Source organism: Nocardia sp. NPDC020380 (genome assembly GCF_044386975.1).
GTDB lineage: Bacteria > Actinomycetota > Actinomycetes > Mycobacteriales > Mycobacteriaceae > Nocardia.
In genome coordinates, this window is record NZ_JBIRVQ010000006.1 from 462,607 (window position 1) to 479,326 (window position 16,720).

Here is a 16,720-nt window from a genome sequence, read left to right on the forward strand (position 1 = left end):
GCCGGGGTGCGTGCGAGGATCGGGGCATGACTGCCCTGGTGGATTTGCTCCCTCCGGAAGCGATCGATCTGCGTGGGAGCGCGAGCGACTGGCGGGCGGCGATCCGGGCCGCCGGCGCGTTGCTGGTCGCGACCGGAGTGGCGACCGGCGACTATACGGACGAGATGATCCGCAATGTCGAGGACAACGGGCCGTACATCGTCATCACGCCCGGTTTCGCCTTCGCGCACGCCCGGCCCTCACCGGCGGTGCACCGGACCGGAATGTCCTGGGTGCGGCTGGAGACCCCGGTCGAATTCGGGAGCCCCAATGATCCCGTCGACCTGGTGGTCGCCCTGGCCGCCGCCGATTCCGACGTGCACACCGACGCCATGGCGGCGCTCGCGAAGGTGCTGCTCGAACCGGGTGCGGACAAGTTGCTGCGCGATGTGCAGACGCCCCGGCAATTGCGCGCCCTGCTGCTGGACGATGCGGCCATCGCCGCTGCCGGAGGCAGCGCGGCGCCGGCTCCCGCCGCTGTCGCCCCCGGTAAACCGCGGTCCGGGCCATTGCGGATCCTCACCGTCTGCGGCAATGGCGTGGGCACCAGCCTGTTCCTGAAATCCACCCTCGAATCGGTGCTGGATCGCTGGCACTGGTCGCCGTACATCACCGTCGAGGCCACCGACACCATCTCCGCCAAGGGCAAGGCCGGGGAGGCGGCGGCCGTGCTCACCTCCGGTGAGATCGCGAAAACACTGGGCGACGTGGGCATTCCGGTGCGCGTGATCCAGAACTTCACCAGCGCAGCCGAAGTCGATCACGCGCTGCGGGAACTCTTCGACGTCTAGGAAGGCGGGCAGCATGCATGTCGTACTGGCCATAGCCCAGTTCGTCGTCAATGAAATCCTCAGCCAGCCCGCCTATCTGATCGGCATCATCACCGCGGTCGGCCTGATCGCGCTGCGCCGCTCGGCCGGGCAGGTCATCGGCAGCGCCATCAAGGCCACGCTGGGCTTCCTGCTCATCGGGGCGGGCGCCGGACTGGTGGTGGAGTCGCTGAAACCGCTCGGCACCATGATCCAGGGCGCGCTCGGCGCACACGGCGTCATCCCCACCAACGAGGCCATCGTGGCCATCGCGCAACAGGAGTACGGGGCGCGGGTGACCTGGCTGATGATCCTGGGCTTCGCCATCAGCCTGCTGCTGGCCCGGCTGACGCCGCTGCGGTACGTCTTCCTCACCGGGCATCACATGCTGTTCATGGCGACGCTGCTGACCATGGTGATGGCGGTGGCCGGGCTGTCGACGCCGGTGGTGGTGATCGCGGGCGGCATCCTGCTCGGCATCGTCATGGTGTCGTTCCCGGCACTGGCGCAGTCCTGGACGCGGCGGATCACCGGCGGTGACGAAGTGGCCATCGGGCATTTCGGCACGGCGGGCTATATCGCCGCGGGCGCGACCGGGCAGCTGGTCGGGAAGCGCAGCCGCAGCACCGAGGAGATGAATCTGCCCGAGGGACTGCGGTTCCTGCGCGATTCCATGGTGGCGACGGCGCTGTCCATGGTGCTGCTGTACCTGGTGCTGGCGCTCGCCTACCTGGGGCGCAAGGGGCAGGACACCGCGTTCGCGGCCTTCGAGGGCGGGGCCACGAATGTCGGCAACTACCTGATGAAATCGGTGCAGCAGGGCCTGTACTTCGGGATCGCGGTGGCCGTGATCCTGTTCGGTGTGCGCACCATCCTGGGCGAGCTGGTGCCCGCCTTCCAGGGCATCGCGGAAAAGGTTGTGCCGGGCGCGATTCCGGCCCTCGACGCGCCGATCGTGTTCCCGTACGCGCAGAATGCGGTGCTCATCGGGTTCCTCAGCAGCTTCGCGGGCGGGTTGATCAGCCTGGGCCTGCTGTCCTGGGTCTTCAACCCGCTGTTCGGCCTGGCGCTGGTGCTGCCCGGGCTGGTGCCGCACTTCTTCACCGGTGGTGCGGCGGGCGTCTACGGCAATGCCACCGGCGGCCGGCGCGGCGCGGTGCTGGGCGCCTTCGCGAACGGTGTCCTCATCACCTTCCTGCCCGCGATCCTGCTGAAAGTGCTGGGCCCCTTCGGTGAAGAGAACACCACCTTCGGCGACGCCGACTTCGGCTGGTTCGGCACCGCCATCGGCCTGGCGGCCAAACTCGGCGGCGCGGGCGCGGTGGTGGCATGCCTGGCGATCGGCGTGGTGATCCTGCTCGGCGCGATCGCTGTCCAGGTCAACGTGGTCGCTAAAGGCTGGGACCCGGGCGCGGCCCGCGATGCCGCGCTCGGAATCGAAGCCACCCCGGCCGTTTCCGCCGTGACGGCCCAGTCGGGCCTGAAAACCTATGGCCGCATCCCGATCCCGCAGGGCGCCCCGGCCCCGCCGCCCCCACTGGACTGAGCAGCGCTTCCCGTGGTGGTTCGGGGTTTCAGGGGCTTGCCCCGGCGCAGGGAGGTGGAGCCGCGAACTACAAGAGTTCCTATACCGCCCGCAGGCGCGTGCGCGAGGCGTAGACGTGTTCGGCGATCAGGGTGGCGATGCGGTCCGGGGCCTCCAGCATCGGGACGTGGCCGACATCGTGGACCAGGATGCGGTCGGCGGAGTCGGGGAGTTCCTGCAGGAAGCGCTTGGCGTACAGCCGATTCGGGATGACCCGGTCGTTCTCGCACATGAGCAGCCGCACCGGCGTCCGCAGCGTGGACAGATCCTCCAGTGCCGGGAAGCGCAGCCCGCTGACCAGCATGGGCAGCATGGCTTTGCAGTTCATGGCGGACGTGATGGCCGCCTCGATCCCGCGCCGCGAGGCCGCCGACGTGTTCTTGCTGAGCAGGAATGCCACGGCCTGCCGCGCCGGCGCGCTGTAGGAGAGGGCGTGCGGCAACCGCTTACCGATCTCCACGAACGGCACCATGGACAGGAATTTCAGCCCGACCCGCAGTTGCAGCGTGGAGGGCGTCTCCCACCCGCCCGCGGGCGCGATGGCGGTGAGGGTGCGGGCCCGTCCCCGCCGGGCCAGTTCGAATCCGACCCAGCCGCCGAGCGAATTGCCCGCGATATGGCAGGTGCGCCACCCCAATTCGTCGAGTTGATCCTCGACCCGGTCGGCCAGCGCGCTCACATCGATGTACCAGCCGTTGAAATCGGGTCCGCCCCAATGCCCCGCGAAGGCGGGAGCGAATACTTCGCAATGTCCGGCCATCCGCTGCGCGACCTGTTCCCAGCAGTGCGGGGACATCATGAATCCGTGCAAGAGGAGCAGCGGGTCGCCGGAGCCGGCGTGAATCGCCTTCATGGGCGTGAGCGGGGGTGTGGGCCTGGTGGTGCCTGACGTCATCGTCGTCACCCCTTCCTGGACCTCGGTGTCCGCGGAGAAGTGTGTAAGCCGCATTGTACGGTCGTAGTGTGCCCAAAATCATTAGTACGGTAAACGTCAATGGCGTGCGCGCGGCCGCGGGCAAGGGGCTGCTCGCGTGGCTGGCGGACACCGAAGCCGACATCGTGTCCCTGCAGGAGACCAGGGCGACCGATGAGCAAACACGTGCTGTGCTCGCCCCCGCACTGGATGCGGGCTGGTTTCTGAGCCATGCCGAGCCCGGGGTGAAGGGGCGTGCGGGCGTGGCGATCCTGTCGCGGCACGAGCCCGATGCCGTGCGCATCGGGGTCGGTGTCGACAATGCCGGAACCTGGTCTCCGGTAGCGGAATTCGCGGAGCTGGGCCGCTACATCGAGGCGGACTTCGGTGAGCTGACGGTGGCCAGCGTGTATGTCCATACCGGCGAGGCGGATACGCCCTTGCAGGACGAGAAGTACCGCTTCCTCGATGCCATCGGTGCGCGCATGACCGCCGTCACCCGGGATTTCGTGATCATGGGTGACTGGAATATCGGGCACACCGAACTGGACATCAAGAACTGGAAGGGCAACGTCAAGAACGCCGGCTTCCTGCCGCAGGAACGCGCGTGGGTCTCGTCCATGCTGGCGGCGGGCTATCGCGATGTGGTGCGGGACCTGAATCCCGGGGTGCCCGGACCGTACAGCTGGCACTCGTACCGTGGCCGCGCCTACGACAACGATGCCGGTTGGCGCATCGACTACCAGCTGGCGCGTGGCGAGATCGCCACCCGCGCCAAGCAGGCGGTGGTGGAGCGGGCGGCCACCTATGCCGAGCGCTGGTCGGACCACGCGCCGGTGACGGTGCAGTACCGATGAAGGTTTCGGGGAAGTCGCGCGCCTGGCCGCTGCTGGGCGTCGCGCTCGTGCTGGTGCTGGCCGCCTTCATCGCGTCGCGCGCCACCGACCACAAGAGTTCGAATGCCTCGCAGCCGGCGGCTACGTCGGCGGTCGGCAAGACGACCGCGCCCAAGCCCGGCGCCAAATCACCGGCGAGTGAGCAGCTGGCCAAGGTGCCGGGTGTGCCGGATCAGGCGTATCGGACGCTGACGGAGATCGATGCCGGGCGCTGGCCCGGGTCCGCGAACTCGCCCGGCACGCACGGGGGCGATACCTGGAACAATCGGGACGGCCAGCTGCCGCGGACGGATTCGTCCGGGAAGCGCATCAGTTATCAGGAGTGGGACGTGAATCCGAAGATTCCCGGCCAGACCCGTGACGCCCAGCGCATCATCACCGGCAGTGACGGTTCCGCCTACTACACCGGTGACCATTACAAGACCTTCACGAGGATGCGCTGATGACCGAGCTATCGTTGTCCCGATTCCTCACCGCTCCAGCGGTTTCCGAGGCCACTGCGACCCCGGTACTCGGCGTGCTGCCGATCGGGGCGGCCGAGTTCTCCGGAGTGCGCTACCGGATTCCGGGCGATTACGTCGCGCGGGAGTTGCGCGGCCGCAAGATGCGCACCGTCGCAGCGGTTTTCGACGAGTTCGCGGCCGCCTTCCAATTCCCCTACTATTTCGGCGAGAACAAGGACGCGTTCGACGAATGCCTGCGTGACCTCGACGATTTCGTGGGTCCCGCGGCGGGATACGTGGTGGTGGTGCGGAATGCGGCGCTGCTGCTGGACCAGCAGCCGGCCGAACGCGACTGGTTCATCGAGGCCATGGACGACTGCGCGGCCACCTGGGCGAAGCGCGGCACCCCGTTCCGGGTGGTGCTGCAGGACGCTACCCCGCCGGGGATGGACGCGGTATCGCTCGCTTTGGACCCGGAAACTCCGCAGGCTTGATTCACCGGAGTTTCCGCTCGCGTTCACCTGCGAACCCCCAACCGTCCGGTGCACGCTGCGAAGGTCACGATTATGCGATCGCCGTATCCCGGCGATCCGGATCGACCTTGGAGGTTCCATGCCAGCCTCGGCTCGTAGTCGCTTCGGCAAACGAAGCCGCGCTGCCGCCGCGTTCACCGCGCTGCTCGCGCTGAGTGCCACGTCGTGTTCGTCGGACAAAGCCGCCGGCCCGGACACCGACACGGCCACGCCGATCAAGCATGTGGTGGTGATCTTCCAGGAGAACGTCTCCTTCGATCACTACTTCGGCACCTACCCGCACGCGGCGAACACCGACGGCACCAAGTTCACGGCGCTGCCGAACACGCCGCAGGTGGACGGTCTGACCCCGGATCTGCTGACCAAGAACCCCAACCTCTTCCAGCCCGTCCGGCTGGGCGGCCCGGATCAGCAGCTCACCTGCGATCAGGACCACACCTACAAGGACGAGCAGGCCGCGTTCGACGGCCGGAAGATGGATCAGTTCGTCCAGAAGACCGAGGTCGCCGCGGGCTCCGACTGCAAGTCGCCGCTGTACGGCCCGAAGGGCCTGGTCATGGGCTACTACGACGGCAACTCGGTGACGGCGCTGTGGAACTATGCTCAGCACCACGCCATGAGCGACAACTCGTACGGCACCACTTTCGGCCCGTCCGCGATCGGCGCGATCAATCTGGTCTCGGGTCAGACACATGGCGTGACAAAGGAATTCATGCCCGGAGGCAAGCCGTTCCCGTCGACCGATGTGGTGGAGAACGCGGGCGGCGGGCAGGGCACCCTGATCGATGACGCGCAGCCGTACGGCGACGACTGCTCCGACCGTGACCAGGTCCAGTTGTCCGGCAACAATATCGGTGATCTGCTGAACAAGAAGAACGTCACCTGGGGCTTCTTCGAAGGTGGCTTCAAGCCGACCGATACCAGGAACGGCAAGGCCATCTGCGGCGCCAACCACAACGTGGGTGTGGCGCTGGGCGGTACCGGCAAGACCGGTGACAAGGCGTTCGGCACCAAGGACGACTACATCCCGCACCACGAGCCGTTCCAGTTCTACGCCTCGACCGCGAACCCGCACCACCTGCCGCCGAGCGCGGTGGACAAGATCGGGCAGAGCGATCAGGCCAACCACCAGTACGACCTGTCCGACTTCTGGGCCGCCGCCGACTCCGGCAATATGCCGTCGGTGAGCTACCTGAAGGCGGCCGGCTACCAGGACGGCCACGCCGGCTACTCGGATCCGCTGGACGAGCAGCAGTTCCTGGTGGAGACCATCAACCACCTGCAGAAGCTTCCCGACTGGAAGGACACCGCGGTCGTCATCGCGTATGACGACTCCGACGGCTGGTACGACCACAAGGCCTCGCAGATCGTGACCCCGTCCAAGTCCGATTCGGACCTGCTCGACGGTCCCGGCGTCTGCACCGGCGGCAACAGCAGCCCGGCCACCTTCCAGGGCCGCTGCGGTCACGGCCCGCGACTGCCGCTGATGGTCATCTCGCCGTACGCGAAGGCCAACTTCGTGGATCACACCATGACCGATCAGTCCTCCGTGCTGCGCTTCATCGAGGACAACTGGAAGACCGGCCGCATCGGCGGCGACTCGTACGACGCCAAGGCCGGCGCCATCGATTCGATGTTCGATTTCAACGGCAAGCCCCAGCCGGTCCTCGCTCTCGACCCGAAGACGGGCGCGGCGAACTAGCGGTATTGCCTTGACCGCCCGGCCTTTTCAGTGCGAAGAGGCCGGGCGGTGCTGTGCCGCGAGGTCTTCGGCCAGCAGCACGAAGACATCGGTGGTGTGGTCGATGAGTTCGTCGCGGGTCATGGGCAGCACGCCCTGCAGCCAGGAATCGAGGGCCTGCACCAGGCCGCCGACGAGATAGGTTGCGCGGAAACGGATCACCGGATCCATCTCGGTGTCGGGCTGATAGAAGTCGACGCCCTCGGCGGCGACCAGGCTCGCGAAGGCGCGGATGGTGTGCGTGGTGCGGGCGCGGAGTTCCGGTGTGGCGGAACTGATCAGGAGGGCGACGCGGGCCTTGCGCGGGTCGTCGGTGAGGACGTGGATGCCGGCGGTGATGGCGGCGTGCGCCTTGCCGCGCGAATCGGCGGGGGCGCCCTGTAGCGCGCCGAGCAGTGCCGTGGCGAGTTCTTCGGCGATGGCGTCGAAGAGGGCGGTGAGCACGGCCTCGCGGCTGTCGAAGTTCTCGTAGTAGTAGCGCTCGTTGAGGCCCGCGCCCTGGCAGAGGGCGGAGACGGTGAGTTTGTCGATGCCCTGGTCACCCAGGATGTCGAGGGCGGCGTCCAGCAGGGCGGTGCGGCGCTGGGCGCGGCGTTCTTCGGCGGAGACGCCGCCGTAGGTCCGTTGGCCGGTCACGGTCCGATTCTGGCACGGCCGCAATTCTGGTGACATACCTTGCCAGATTCGCGCATCTGGGGGAGTCTGTTTCCAGATGTGATGAGGAGGCAACGATGCCCGCACCCGACGGCTACTTTTCCGACGATTCGATGATCCGGCGCGTCATGCGCAAACGGGCCGTCGGACTCACCTACGGGCAGCGCGCGCTGGTCATCGGCGCCGTCAACCCGCTGCTCTACGTCGGCACCGCGGAGAACACCGAGCATCGGACCACGCCCTATACGCGACTCGCCCTCACCGGCAGGCTCTTCGAAGCCGTCTCCCTCGGCAGCAAGGCCGAAGCCGATCGGGCCCGGGCCTTCACGAACAAGAAGCACCTGAAGGTCAACGGCGTCCTGCCCGAGGACGCGGGCGACCACCACCCCGCCGGCAGCCGGTACTCCGCGCGCGATCCGCACCTCATGTTCATGACCATGGCCTTCACCTTCGACTCGGCCGAGGTCATGCACGATCTGCTGGTCCGCAGGCTCAATGACAAGGAGCGCGAGGGCCTCTACCAGGACTATGTGCGCTGGGGTGAGCTCTTCGGCATGCCGCGCGACGCCGCGCCGGACAGCTACCGCGAATTCCGCGAGTACTTCGACGGCTACCTCGCCTCGGACGAGCTGTACCTCACCGAGGAAGCCGAACTGGTCGGCTCGTATCTGATGGGCAGCCGCATCGCGAACCCCCTGCCCGCCCCGCTCAACCAGGCCCTGAGCAGCTTCTCCCTGCTGGTCCAGGGCAGCCTGCCACCCCGCATCCGCGATATGTACGGCCTGGCTTGGGGCATCCGCGAGGAACTCGCCTTCCGCGGCCTCACCCGTGCCATCCGCACCGCGCACTTCGCCCCGCCGCTCATCCCCAACCCCCTCCGCGGCCCCATGACCGGCCCCAGTCACCCCTTCTATCGCATGCTCACCCGGCGCGAACAACAGCTGGTCCACGCCGGCCGGCCGAGTATGCCGGGGGTGGATCCGCGCCCGCTCGCCGCTAGGCTCGGCGCCTGACCAGGCTTCTATCAGCGCTGATACCCGCATGTTCGCGGCCGGCTCGGTCTGGACTGAGTGGAGCGGGGGAGCGTAGCGGAGGAGCGGAGGGAGGGAAGATCGAGACTTCGGGGCCGCGAACCCGCCCCGGAGCGTAGCGGAGGGGCGAATTAAGCTCAGCGTATGGCGAGTCCTGAACCTAGTGCCGAACGCAAGCAGCGGGTCCTTTCCGGCATCCAGCCGACGAGCGATTCCTTCCACCTCGGCAACTACCTTGGCGCACTGCAGTATTGGGTGCGCCTGCAGGACGACTACGACGCCTTCTACTTCATCCCCGACCTGCACGCCATCACGGTGCCGCAGGATCCGAAGGAACTGCGCAAGCGCACCAAGGTCTCGGCCGCCCAGCTGCTCGCCCTCGGCCTGGACCCGAAGAAGTCCACGCTGTTCGTGCAGTCACAGGTGCCCGAGCACGCCGAACTCTCGTGGGTGCTGAACTGCATCACCGGCTTCGGCGAGGCCAGCCGCATGACCCAGTTCAAGGACAAGTCGGTCAAGCAGGGCGCCGACAATGCCACCGTCGGCCTGTTCACCTACCCGGTGTTGATGGCCGCCGACATCCTGCTCTACCGCGCCCAGCTGGTGCCGGTCGGCGAGGATCAGCGCCAGCACCTGGAGCTCACCCGAAACCTGGCGCAGCGCTTCAACACCCGCTACAAGAAGACCTTCGTGGTGCCCGAACCGCACATCGTCACCGGCACCGCCAAGATCTACGACCTGCAGGACCCGACCGCCAAGATGAGCAAGTCGGCGTCCAGCGACGCGGGCCTGCTCAACCTGCTCGACGATCCCAAGGTGTCGGCCAAGAAGATCCGCTCCGCGGTCACCGACACCGACCGCGAGATCCGCTACGACCCGGAGACCAAGCCGGGCGTCAGCAACCTGCTGGTCATCCTCAGCTCGCTCACCGACACCCCGGTCGTCACGCTGGAGCAGGATTACGCGGGTAAGGGTTACGGTGACCTGAAATCCGATACCGCCGACGCGCTCATCGAGTTCGTGACACCGCTGCGCGCGAAGGTGCAAGAATACATGTCTGACCAGGGTGAACTCGATCGCATCCTCGCCGCGGGCGCGGAGCGGGCACGGGAGGTCGCCGGGAAGACTCTCGCGCAGGTGTACGACCGGGTGGGCTTCCTGGCCCGCTGAGCCCGGACCGCCGCCGCGCGCCCGAGTGTGCGGAGGTGGCGGTGTTCGGCAGCACGATCGACCGGGCCAAAGGATGGTTGCAGCGGCAGGTGCAGCGCCGGCCCTGGCTCGACCATGTGATCCGGGCGGGCGGCCGGTATCAGCGGCAGCGCGGGGACTACTACGCCGCGGGCATCACGTATTTCACTGTGCTGTCACTGTTTCCGCTGCTGATGGTGGGCTTCGCGGTCGCGGGTTTCGTACTGTCGCGGAACCCGCACCTGCTCACCGAGATTCAGGACAAGATCGTCAAGAACATCCCGGGCGATGCCGGCGGATCCATCAACGACCTGATCGCCAAGGCCGTGGATTCCCGTGCCGGCGTCGGCAGCATCGGCCTGGTGACCGGCGCCTACGCCGGGCTGGGCTGGATCGCCAACCTGCGCGCCGCGCTCACCGAGCAGTGGGATCAGCCGGCCAAACCGCGGAACTGGTTCCTGAACAAGGGCTCCGACCTGCTGGCGCTGATCGGGCTGTTCCTGGCCATCCTGATCTCCATCGGACTGTCGGTGCTGGCCTCCAGCGGCATCATCAACACGCTGTTGCAGCGCATGCACATTCACGAATCCTCGTGGGTGGAGCCGCTGCTCATGATCGCGTCGCTGCTGCTGGCCATCCTCGCCAACTGGGCGGTCTTCGTCTTCATTATCGCGCGCATGCCCCGGCATCCGGTGACGCTGCGCAGCGCGGCCCGCGCGGCGCTGATCGCGGCCGTGGTGTTCGAACTGTTCAAGCAGCTCGCGTCGCTGCTGTTGAAATCGGTGATCAACGGCCCGGCCGGGGTGGTGTTCGGTCCCATTCTCGGCCTCATGGTGTTCAGCTACTTCACCGCGCGGATCATTCTCTTCTCGACCGCTTGGGCGGCCACCGCCAAGGAAAACGAAGTGCCCGTGGACATTCCGCCGCCCGCCCCGGCCGTGATCGAGCCCCGGATGCAGGGCCCGGGACTCACCGCGGGTGCGGGCATGGCCCTGTTCGGTGCGGGCGCGGCGACGGTCGCGCTGTTGAACTCGCTGCGCCGCCGCCCCTGACCGCTCAGCGGCGGCGGTTGAGCTGACGCGCGCCCAGCAGCAGGACCAGCACCAGGATCACGCCACCGGCGATGAGGATGAGCCGCAGCGATTCGTGACTCGACTCGGAGTGCGTGGAATCGCCCTCGGGGGCGGCGACCGGCGGACTCGCCAGTGCCACAGACGAATCCGCGGAATCGGAGGACGGCGCCGCATCCGGCAGGGCGCCGACACTCGCCCCGGCGGGCAGTGCGAAACCCCAATCCAGCAGGCGCGCCGCCTGTTCCGGCGGGCGGATGGGCAGCACATCGGCCTTCAGCAGCGTGATCGAGAGCCGGTGCCCATTGCGTTCCGCGCCGGCCACGAAGGTCTGCCGGGCGTCGTCGGTGTAGCCGGTCTTACCGCCCAGGGCGCCGTCGTAGTCGTAGAGCAGGCGGTTGTCATTGGCGATCGCGAAGCCTGGGTGATCCTTGTCGTCCGGGTTCTTCGGGTCCGCCGGGTAGCCGGGGAAGTCGAACTGCTCGGTGTGGATGATCTTGGCGAATTCCGGGATGGCCAGCGCCTTGTGGAAGAACACCGACAGGTCGTAGGCCGAGGTGCTCATGCCGGGCCCGTCCAGTCCGGAGGGCGTGGCGGCCCGGGTATCGAGGGCCTGCAGGCTCTTGGCCAGCTCGTTCATCTTGCCGATGGTGGCCTCGTCACCGCCCAGCTGCGCCGCGATGGCATGCGCCGCATCGTTTCCCGAGGCCATGAGCAGCGCGTGGAACAGCTGATCGTTCGAATAGCGCCCGCCCGGGCCGATACCCACCCGGGTGCCGTCCGCGTTCGCGTCGTCCTGGGTGCCGGTGATCACCGTGTCCAGGTTCAGATGCGGCAGGGCGGTGGCGGCCAGCAGGATCTTGATGCAGGACGCCGGCCGGTAGCGCCCGTGCGGATCCTTGGCGGCCAGCACCTTTCCGGTATCCAGATCCGTCAGCTGCCAGGCCGTGGCCGAGATCTCCGCCGGCAGCGGCGGCGCGCCCTGCGGCACCACCACGCCGCACCCGCCCAGCTGCTTCCCGCCGATCGGCGGATCCGGAATCGGGAGCGCGGCCGGGGCGGTCTCACCGGGCGTCGGCACCTCGGAGGCGTCGATGGGCGGCGGGGGACTGTCCCGCTCCGGGCAGTTGTCGGTGTCCGGGGTGGTGAACGGCGTTGTCGTGGTGGACGGTTGCGCCGTCGCCACCGGGAGCGGCGCGAACGCGGTCCCGGCACACACGGTGAGCCCCGCCGCCACTGCGGTGGCGGCGAGAAGGCCTGCGCGGTGCGAATACCTGCGGATACTCATCGATTTGCACCCTATCGGTGTGCCGGATCCCCCGGCCGCAAGGGGGCTGAATGGCCGGGGGAGGAACACGAGAGTGGCTGGTGGTGGTGCTATTCCGCGGTGTGGGCCACCGGGCAGCCGTGCGCCAGCGGGCCGAGCAGCTTGTTGTTGTCGTAGAAGTGCTCGAGCTCGAGGATGCGGAGGTCCTCGGAGACCTTGGCAATGGTGATGCCGGTCATCTCGATGAGTTCGCCGGTGGGCTGGTGGCCCTTGTACTCGCCGGTGTAGCGACCCCAGTGCCGCCACTTGAAGGTGACGGTCGGCGGGCCGGACAGCACCTCGAGCACCTCCCAGAAGAAGCCGCCCGGGAACGCGGTGTGGAAGATCTTGTGCGAGGACTCGAAGGTCTCGCCCTGCACGTCGTAGAACGGGTTCTCACCGATCAGGATGTTGTAAGAGCCGATGCGCGCGAACTCCTCGGCGTCCTGCCACTGGCCGCCGTTCACCCGGCCGCGGTAGTGCTCGGCCACGAGGGACACCCACTTGGCGGGATCCTTCTTGTGCGACACCTCCATCTCGAAGACCTTCACGAGCTCTTCGACGATGAACTCCAGCGAGTCCGGTGCGTGATTCGTGGTGCGCTCCACCGGCATCACCTCTTTGGAGAGGTGGTAGTCCGGGGCGCTCTCGCGCCAGTCCTCGGCCGCGGCGGCCGCGATGACGGCGTCCCGGCCCTGCAGGTGCAGCGGAGTTTCGACGGATTCTGCTGCTTCAGTAGTCATTTCATGCCTCATGCGTCCAGACCCGTTGTGGGGGCCTGTATCTCGAAAACGGACCGCACGACGGTAGCAGCGATTGGTTACCCATGCCGCATCAAGTGTTGACAGACTCTCTTAAATGAGAGACTCTCTCATTATCGAGTCAATCCCAAATGATTGGATCTGTCATGCAAGCTCCAGGAGTGCGCCGCTGGCTGGCGCTCGGCGCCCTGGCGGTGGCGATGCTCACCATCGGCCTCGACGTCACCGTGCTCACCGTGGCCCTGCCCACCCTCGCCGTCGACCTGCACGCCGGCACCGCCGACCTGCAGTGGTTCAGCAGCGCCTACACCCTCGCGCTGGCCGCCGTCATGCTGCCCGCGGGCGCCCTCGGCGACCGCTACGGACGCAAGAAGTTCCTGCTCGGCGCACTGCTGCTGTTCGGCATCGCCTCCGCGATCTGCGCCTTCGCCGGGTCCTCCGGCGAACTCATCGCCGCCCGCGTGGTGCTCGGCATCGCGGCCGCGGTCATGATCCCGCTGTCCATGGCGGTGCTGCCCGCACTCTTCCCCGACGCCGCCGACCGGCAACGTGCCATCACCATCTGGATCACCTCCACCGCCATCGGCATGCCCCTCGGCCCGATCCTGGGCGGCTGGCTGCTGCAGCACTACTGGTGGGGCTCGGTGTTCCTGATCAACGTGCCACTGGTCATCGTCGGCGCCTTCGCCGTCGCCACGCTGGTACCGGAATCCCGCAGCGAGCACGCCTTCCGCATCGACCTGCCCGGCGTGGCCCTGTCCATTCTCGGAATGCTCGGCATCACTTACGGTTTCATCCGCATCGGTCAGAAGAACTGGGGCGACGTCACCGCGTGGGTGACCATCGCGATCGGCCTCGTCGCCGCCGTGGTCTTCGTGCTCTGGCAGCGCCGCACCACCCAGCCGCTGGTGGACCTGAAACTCTTCGCCTCGTCCGGATTCCGCTGGGGCACCATCTATTCCATCATCGTCAACTTCGCGATGTTCGGGCTGCTCTTCACCATGCCGCAGTACTTCCAGGCGGTGCTCGGCACCGACGCGCTGGGCAGCGGGCTACGCCTGCTCCCGATGATCGGCGGGCTCGCCGTCGGCACTCGCCTGGTCGACAAACTGCTGGCGAAAGCCGGCATCCGGACCGTGCTGACCACCGGATTCGCCCTGCTCGCAGCCGGACTCGTGCTGGGCGCGCTGATCGGCGCCCACACCTCCTACGGCCTGGCCGCCGCCGCCCTGGTGCTGCTCGGCTTCGGCATGGGATTCGTCATGCCCTCCGCCATGGGACTGGCCATGGGCGACCTCGCCGCCGAACGCGCCGGCTCGGGATCGGCGCTGCTGCAAGCACTCCGGCAGGCCTCCGGCACCATCGGCGTCGCCATCCTCGGCACCGTGCTCGCCACCCAGTACCGGTCCAGCCTCGGCACGGCGAATCACGAGCCGCTCTCCGACGGCGTCAACGCCGGTGTCGCCGTGGCCCGCAAGCTCGGCGATCCGGCACTGCTCGGCCACGTGCAGTCCGCCTTCACCGACGGCATGAGCCTCATGCTGTGGGTGTGCGCCGCCATCGCCGCCGCCGCGGCCGTGCTGGCCGCGACCATGACCCGCGGCGGCCACACCAGTGACGCCCCGGCCCGTCCCGCGGATACGCCGGTGCCCGATGCGGGACAATCGGTCCATGTCGGCTGAAGCAGAGTCCGCCACGCTCCCGGCCGGGGTGAAACCCACCCCGGCCGGGAGCCTGCGTGAACGCAAGAAGGAACGCACCCGCAAGACGATCCGCACCGAAGCGTTCCGCCTGTTCCGGGAACAGGGGTACAGCGAGACCACGGTGGAACAGATCGCGGCGGCGGCCGACGTCTCGCCCAGTACCTTCTTCCGCTACTTCCCCTCCAAAGAAGAGGTCGCGCTCGCCGACGACCTGGACCCGCTGATGATCGCCGCCATCGAACGGCAGCCACCGGAACTGTCCGTGCTGGCGGCCTTCCGGCAGGCCACCTTCGAAGCCTTCGACGCCCTCCCGCCCGCGGAAATGGCGTTCGAGAAGCAGCGCGTGGAACTGATCTACTCGGTTCCGGAACTACGCGGTGCGATGGCCCGGGAGATGGAACGCGGCATCGACCTGATCGCTCAGCTCGCCGCGCAGCGCACCGGGCGGTCACCCGACGAATTCGAGGTGCGGTGCTTCGCCGGCGCGCTCACCGGGGCGATGACCGCGTTCATCCACAGCTACCCGTTCTCCCCGGAGCATATTCTGCGGGTGGTCGAATTCCTCGAGGGCGGCATGCAGCTCTAAGCGTGTTGCGCGGCAAGCAGGCTCGCGACCGTATCGTCGGTCATGGTGTCGAAGAAACCGCCCACCACATCCTCGATCTGCCCGACCGAATCGGCGCAGTAGAGGATCGGCTGGTAATGCGTGATGTCGTAGGCGATGGTGCCCATATCGTGAATGTCGAGCGGGCGCAGTTCGGCCTGCCGGAACTCCTCGATCTCACCGAACGAGGACAGTAATCCCGCACCGTAACAACGCACTTCGCCCGCCTCGCGCAGCACGCCGAATTCCATCGAGAACCAGAAGACGTCGGCCAGGAATTTCAGCGCCCGCTCGGTCTCGATCCGGGCCACCGCCGCACCCACCGTCTCGTAGACGGCGGCGAAACGCGGACTCGCCAATTGATTGGCGTGCCCGAGGATTTCGTGCACGGCATCCGGTTCCGGCGTGTACAGCGGCGCGGAATGATGGCGAATGTACTGGGTGGAGTGGAAGGTTCGTTCCTTGAACGAGCCGAAGAATTGGCGGAGCGGCACCAGGCCGGCGGCGGGGACGTACTGGAATCCGGTGAGCGGCACCAGCTTCGAGGTGACCTCGTCCAATTGCGGAATGTGATCGGACGGCAGGTCCAGTCTGCCGGCCGCGTCGATCACCTCCCGGGAGGCGTACTTGTCGCGTTTGCGCGCCAGTTCCACCGAGACGATCCGCCATACCTCTTGTTCCTCGGCGGTATAGGCGATCTGCGGAACGGGCCCGCTCGGACGGAAATCCAAGGCGAGAGCGGCGATTGCGTTGCGGCGCGTCCGGTATTCCGGATCGTGCACCCCGGGGTGCTCGTCACTCAGGTGCACGGTCACATCACCGTCGGCGCCCTTGGTTACTGGTGAATACAACTGAGCCTCGGTGAACATACCTCGATGCAATCACCAGACGGACAATTGGACAACAAAAGCCCGTCCAGCTGATCAGATTGACCAGTTGGGCGGGCTTTTCGACCTTGATTCAACGCGGAGCGTTCTCCGGATCCAGCAGCGTCGGGGTACGGCCCGCTTGGTGCGCGGCCCGGGCGTCGTCCAGGAATTCGCGGGAGAACAGCGCCGACAGGATGGCGATACCGCCACGGTGGATGCGGAATTCGCTCTTGGTGCTGGCGCCCGTGAGCCGGATGACCCGGCCGGCGGCGTCCTGCGGGCGGGACATGTCCTTGACCTTGCCGCGGCCGGTCCACCGCAGCCCGGTCTGGTCGATGACCGCGTCCTCGGGGACCAGCAGCTTGACCATGGCGTGGTCGAGATCGGCGTGCACCACGATCTCGTCCCGACCCTCGATCCACGGCGAACGCAGGTCGATGACGACGGAGCTGTAGCGGGCCTTGACGTCGAAGTTCTTCTCGTGGGTCCAGTCGCCGAGGCGCTTGGTGGTGCCGTGGTCGGCGTGGATGCGAACGGTGTCGGTGGTGGTGGTCATTGTTCCGGTCCCTTCGGGG

General features: G+C 67.3%; 17 protein-coding genes. 11 read left to right on the plus strand and 6 right to left on the minus strand.

Annotation, left to right across the window (positions count from 1 at the left end; genetic code table 11):
- Positions 1 to 26: 26 nt before the first annotated feature.
- The gene (locus tag ACH438_RS18785; RefSeq protein WP_397006773.1) at positions 27 to 830 is read left to right on the plus strand and encodes a PTS sugar transporter subunit IIA; all 804 of its coding nucleotides are present in this window, start codon (positions 27 to 29) and stop codon (positions 828 to 830) included.
- A 13-nt stretch (positions 831 to 843) separates the two neighbouring features.
- A complete protein-coding gene (locus tag ACH438_RS18790) occupies positions 844 to 2,394 on the plus strand; it encodes a PTS ascorbate transporter subunit IIC (protein ID WP_397006775.1) in 1,551 nt (516 codons plus the stop codon).
- 79 nt (positions 2,395 to 2,473) lie between these two features.
- On the opposite strand, the gene ACH438_RS18795 is transcribed toward ACH438_RS18790, so the two are convergent.
- Entirely contained in the window at positions 2,474 to 3,328 is an 855-nt protein-coding gene (locus tag ACH438_RS18795) for an alpha/beta fold hydrolase (protein WP_397006777.1), read from the minus strand.
- A gap of 68 nt (positions 3,329 to 3,396) precedes the next feature.
- On the opposite strand from ACH438_RS18795, the gene ACH438_RS18800 reads away from it, so the two are divergent.
- From ACH438_RS18800 to ACH438_RS18815, 4 genes are all read left to right on the plus strand, one after another.
- Positions 3,397 to 4,203, plus strand: a complete 807-nt coding sequence (locus tag ACH438_RS18800) for an exodeoxyribonuclease III (protein ID WP_397006779.1) — start codon at positions 3,397 to 3,399, stop codon at positions 4,201 to 4,203.
- On the plus strand, positions 4,200 to 4,685 hold the full coding sequence (locus ACH438_RS18805) for a ribonuclease domain-containing protein (RefSeq protein ID WP_397006781.1): 486 nt from the start codon (positions 4,200 to 4,202) through the stop codon (positions 4,683 to 4,685). Before ACH438_RS18800 ends, ACH438_RS18805 begins: the two co-directional genes overlap by 4 nt.
- The gene (locus ACH438_RS18810; RefSeq protein ID WP_397006783.1) at positions 4,685 to 5,179 is read left to right on the plus strand and encodes a barstar family protein; all 495 of its coding nucleotides are present in this window, start codon (positions 4,685 to 4,687) and stop codon (positions 5,177 to 5,179) included. Before ACH438_RS18805 ends, ACH438_RS18810 begins: the two co-directional genes overlap by 1 nt.
- A gap of 118 nt (positions 5,180 to 5,297) precedes the next feature.
- Positions 5,298 to 6,920 (plus strand): phospholipase C, encoded by a 1,623-nt coding sequence (locus tag ACH438_RS18815; RefSeq protein ID WP_397006785.1) that lies wholly within the window; start codon positions 5,298 to 5,300, stop codon positions 6,918 to 6,920.
- A 27-nt stretch (positions 6,921 to 6,947) separates the two neighbouring features.
- On the opposite strand, the gene ACH438_RS18820 is transcribed toward ACH438_RS18815, so the two are convergent.
- Positions 6,948 to 7,595: a TetR/AcrR family transcriptional regulator gene (locus ACH438_RS18820; protein WP_397006787.1), complete on the minus strand. Its 648-nt coding sequence runs from the start codon at positions 7,593 to 7,595 to the stop codon at positions 6,948 to 6,950.
- Between the two features lie 95 nt (positions 7,596 to 7,690).
- On the opposite strand from ACH438_RS18820, the gene ACH438_RS18825 reads away from it, so the two are divergent.
- From ACH438_RS18825 to yhjD, 3 genes are all read left to right on the plus strand, one after another.
- Entirely contained in the window at positions 7,691 to 8,626 is a 936-nt protein-coding gene (locus ACH438_RS18825; protein ID WP_397006789.1) for an oxygenase MpaB family protein, read from the plus strand.
- Positions 8,627 to 8,788: 162 nt separating this feature from the next.
- Positions 8,789 to 9,814 (plus strand): tryptophan--tRNA ligase, encoded by a 1,026-nt coding sequence (gene trpS, locus ACH438_RS18830; RefSeq protein WP_397006791.1) that lies wholly within the window; start codon positions 8,789 to 8,791, stop codon positions 9,812 to 9,814.
- A gap of 41 nt (positions 9,815 to 9,855) precedes the next feature.
- On the plus strand, positions 9,856 to 10,884 hold the full coding sequence (gene yhjD, locus ACH438_RS18835) for an inner membrane protein YhjD (protein ID WP_397006793.1): 1,029 nt from the start codon (positions 9,856 to 9,858) through the stop codon (positions 10,882 to 10,884).
- A gap of 4 nt (positions 10,885 to 10,888) precedes the next feature.
- Here the strand turns inward: yhjD and ACH438_RS18840 are convergent, their stop codons facing one another.
- Positions 10,889 to 12,190: a D-alanyl-D-alanine carboxypeptidase family protein gene (locus ACH438_RS18840; RefSeq protein ID WP_397006795.1), complete on the minus strand. Its 1,302-nt coding sequence runs from the start codon at positions 12,188 to 12,190 to the stop codon at positions 10,889 to 10,891.
- A gap of 89 nt (positions 12,191 to 12,279) precedes the next feature.
- Positions 12,280 to 12,951, minus strand: a complete 672-nt coding sequence (locus tag ACH438_RS18845) for a SnoaL-like polyketide cyclase (protein WP_397006797.1) — start codon at positions 12,949 to 12,951, stop codon at positions 12,280 to 12,282.
- Positions 12,952 to 13,115: 164 nt separating this feature from the next.
- Between ACH438_RS18845 and ACH438_RS18850 the strand changes: the two genes are divergently transcribed.
- Together ACH438_RS18850 and ACH438_RS18855 are read left to right on the plus strand one after the other, a co-directional pair.
- On the plus strand, positions 13,116 to 14,651 hold the full coding sequence (locus tag ACH438_RS18850; RefSeq protein WP_397006799.1) for an MFS transporter: 1,536 nt from the start codon (positions 13,116 to 13,118) through the stop codon (positions 14,649 to 14,651).
- The gene (locus ACH438_RS18855) at positions 14,641 to 15,258 is read left to right on the plus strand and encodes a TetR family transcriptional regulator (RefSeq protein WP_397006801.1); all 618 of its coding nucleotides are present in this window, start codon (positions 14,641 to 14,643) and stop codon (positions 15,256 to 15,258) included. The genes ACH438_RS18850 and ACH438_RS18855 overlap by 11 nt, the downstream gene beginning before the upstream one ends.
- Here ACH438_RS18855 and ACH438_RS18860 read toward each other — a convergent pair.
- Both ACH438_RS18860 and ACH438_RS18865 read right to left on the minus strand, forming a co-directional pair.
- Positions 15,255 to 16,145 carry a phenylalanine 4-monooxygenase gene (locus ACH438_RS18860; RefSeq protein WP_397006803.1) on the minus strand — a complete coding sequence of 297 codons (891 nt, stop codon included), beginning with the start codon at positions 16,143 to 16,145 and terminating at the stop codon, positions 15,255 to 15,257. The genes ACH438_RS18855 and ACH438_RS18860 overlap by 4 nt on opposite strands.
- 91 nt (positions 16,146 to 16,236) lie before the next feature.
- Positions 16,237 to 16,701 carry a hypothetical protein gene (locus ACH438_RS18865; RefSeq protein ID WP_397006805.1) on the minus strand — a complete coding sequence of 155 codons (465 nt, stop codon included), beginning with the start codon at positions 16,699 to 16,701 and terminating at the stop codon, positions 16,237 to 16,239.
- Between the last annotated feature and the right edge of the window lie 19 nt (positions 16,702 to 16,720).

What these genes read in the sequence shown, in the direction of transcription:
- ACH438_RS18815 (WP_397006785.1), top strand. Translation starts at nt 5,298, where the DNA reads ATGCCAGCCTCGGCTCGTAGTCGCTTCGGCAAACGAAGCCGCGCTGCC.
- ACH438_RS18795 (WP_397006777.1), bottom strand. Translation starts at nt 3,328, where the DNA reads ATGACGTCAGGCACCACCAGGCCCACACCCCCGCTCACGCCCATGAAG.
- ACH438_RS18865 (WP_397006805.1), bottom strand. Translation starts at nt 16,701, where the DNA reads ATGACCACCACCACCGACACCGTTCGCATCCACGCCGACCACGGCACC.
- ACH438_RS18785 (WP_397006773.1), top strand. Translation starts at nt 27, where the DNA reads ATGACTGCCCTGGTGGATTTGCTCCCTCCGGAAGCGATCGATCTGCGT.
- ACH438_RS18810 (WP_397006783.1), top strand. Translation starts at nt 4,685, where the DNA reads ATGACCGAGCTATCGTTGTCCCGATTCCTCACCGCTCCAGCGGTTTCC.
- ACH438_RS18840 (WP_397006795.1), bottom strand. Translation starts at nt 12,190, where the DNA reads ATGAGTATCCGCAGGTATTCGCACCGCGCAGGCCTTCTCGCCGCCACC.
- ACH438_RS18860 (WP_397006803.1), bottom strand. Translation starts at nt 16,145, where the DNA reads ATGTTCACCGAGGCTCAGTTGTATTCACCAGTAACCAAGGGCGCCGAC.
- ACH438_RS18790 (WP_397006775.1), top strand. Translation starts at nt 844, where the DNA reads ATGCATGTCGTACTGGCCATAGCCCAGTTCGTCGTCAATGAAATCCTC.
- ACH438_RS18855 (WP_397006801.1), top strand. Translation starts at nt 14,641, where the DNA reads ATGTCGGCTGAAGCAGAGTCCGCCACGCTCCCGGCCGGGGTGAAACCC.
- ACH438_RS18805 (WP_397006781.1), top strand. Translation starts at nt 4,200, where the DNA reads ATGAAGGTTTCGGGGAAGTCGCGCGCCTGGCCGCTGCTGGGCGTCGCG.
- trpS (WP_397006791.1), top strand. Translation starts at nt 8,789, where the DNA reads ATGGCGAGTCCTGAACCTAGTGCCGAACGCAAGCAGCGGGTCCTTTCC.
- ACH438_RS18850 (WP_397006799.1), top strand. Translation starts at nt 13,116, where the DNA reads ATGCAAGCTCCAGGAGTGCGCCGCTGGCTGGCGCTCGGCGCCCTGGCG.
- ACH438_RS18825 (WP_397006789.1), top strand. Translation starts at nt 7,691, where the DNA reads ATGCCCGCACCCGACGGCTACTTTTCCGACGATTCGATGATCCGGCGC.
- ACH438_RS18845 (WP_397006797.1), bottom strand. Translation starts at nt 12,951, where the DNA reads ATGACTACTGAAGCAGCAGAATCCGTCGAAACTCCGCTGCACCTGCAG.